This is a genomic window from Micrococcus sp. Mcc89, assembly GCF_024519795.1.
Lineage (GTDB): Bacteria > Actinomycetota > Actinomycetes > Actinomycetales > Micrococcaceae > Micrococcus > Micrococcus luteus.
Genome location: NZ_JALJRI010000071.1, coordinates 1 through 1,506, shown reverse-complemented (window position 1 = coordinate 1,506; position 1,506 = coordinate 1). Strand labels below are relative to the sequence as shown.

Here is a 1,506-nt window from a genome sequence, read left to right as displayed (position 1 = left end):
CGGTCTTGCCGACGCCGGGCTCGCCGATGAGCACGGGGTTGTTCTTGGTGCGGCGGGAGAGCACCTGCATGACGCGCTCCATCTCGCCCGCACGCCCGATGACGGGATCCAGCTTGCCGTCGTGCGCGGCCGCGGTGAGGTTGCGTCCGAACTGGTCCAGCACCACGGAGCCGGCGTTCTGGCCGGCCTCGCCACCCTGGCCCACCCCGGCGCCGGCGGTCTCCTTGCCGCCCTGGGCACCGCCCTGGTAGCCGGAGAGCAGCTGGATGACCGTCTGACGGACGCGGTTCAGGTCCGCGCCGAGCTGCACGAGGACCTGGGCGGCCACGCCCTCACCCTCGCGGATCAGGCCGAGCAGGATGTGCTCGGTGCCGATGTAGTTGTGGCCGAGCTGCAGCGCCTCGCGCAGGGACAGCTCGAGCACCTTCTTGGCGCGCGGCGTGAAGGGGATGTGGCCGGGCGGGTTCTGCTGACCCTGGCCGATGTCCTCCTGCACCTTCTCTCGCACGGCGCCCAGGGAGATGTCCATGGACTCCAGTGCCTTGGCTGCGACGCCCTCACCCTCGTGGATCAGACCGAGCAGGATGTGCTCGGTACCGATGTAGCTGTGGTTGAGCATGCGCGCCTCTTCCTGGGCGAGCACGACCACCCGCCGGGCGCGGTCGGTGAATCTCTCGAACATGGGCACACTCCTTGCGTACGGTCGTGGTCGAGACTACGCACCCGGGCCGCGTGCCGCGCGACTGTTCGCCAGCGGGAGAAGCGGCCCGGCCGTCGTCGGGAGGTGCCGGAACGAGGCCCGGGGACGCCGATTCCTCGACGCACCCGGGCGGGGCGCTCACTTGCGCTTCGCGTTGCGGTAGGCCTCCACCACGTCGCGGTGCAGACGGCCCCGGCTCGAGACCTCGTAGCCGTTCTCGGCCGCCCACTTGCGGATCTGGGCGGCCTCGACCTTGGGCGACGGCGGCGCCACGGCGCGGCCCTTCTTCATGTAGGGCTTCAGGAACTCACGGAGTTCCGCGGCGTGCTCCTTCGACAGGTCGATCTCGTAATTGCGACCGTCCAATGCGAAGTTCACGGTCTCATCTGCAGGCGAACCGTCAAGATCATCCACGAGGACCACTTCTACCTTCTGTGCCAACGGTGATTCCCACTTTCTTCTCTCGTGCGCGTGTCCCTGGGTTCCGGTCTTCGCTCTCGGGGTTCTTTCCCGCGTGCTCACGATTCCGGCCGTGCACTTGTGGTGATTCAAGAATACCGCAACGAAGCCGGGCAGAAGGATTCTTCAACGCCGGGGAAGGAATCTCACCGGGCGCGGTCCTCCGGATCAGCCCCCGGCCCTCCCTCGGCTCGGCGTCGGGCCGCCCACTCACGGGCCTCGGCCTCCTCGCGGGCCGCCCGCGCGTCCGCGCCCGAGAGCCGGCGGGCCTGACTCTCGCGCTCACCCGTGTCCGAACGCAGCAGGGAACGCATCACCAGCCAGAAGATGAGCCCGAGGCCGATCGA

3 protein-coding genes are annotated in these 1,506 nt (G+C 68.7%); all 3 read right to left on the bottom strand.

Annotated features, from left to right (window positions below):
* Positions 1-682 (bottom strand): Clp protease N-terminal domain-containing protein (locus NR072_RS07635; protein WP_306230942.1); only part of this gene is annotated, 682 nt, incomplete at its 3' end.
* Between the two features lie 156 nt (positions 683-838).
* Entirely contained in the window at positions 839-1,141 is a 303-nt protein-coding gene (locus NR072_RS07630) for an Lsr2 family protein (protein WP_036314827.1), read from the bottom strand.
* Positions 1,142-1,305: 164 nt separating this feature from the next.
* A partial coding sequence (locus tag NR072_RS07625; RefSeq protein WP_256836722.1) for a hypothetical protein occupies positions 1,306-1,506 on the bottom strand: 201 nt, incomplete at its 5' end.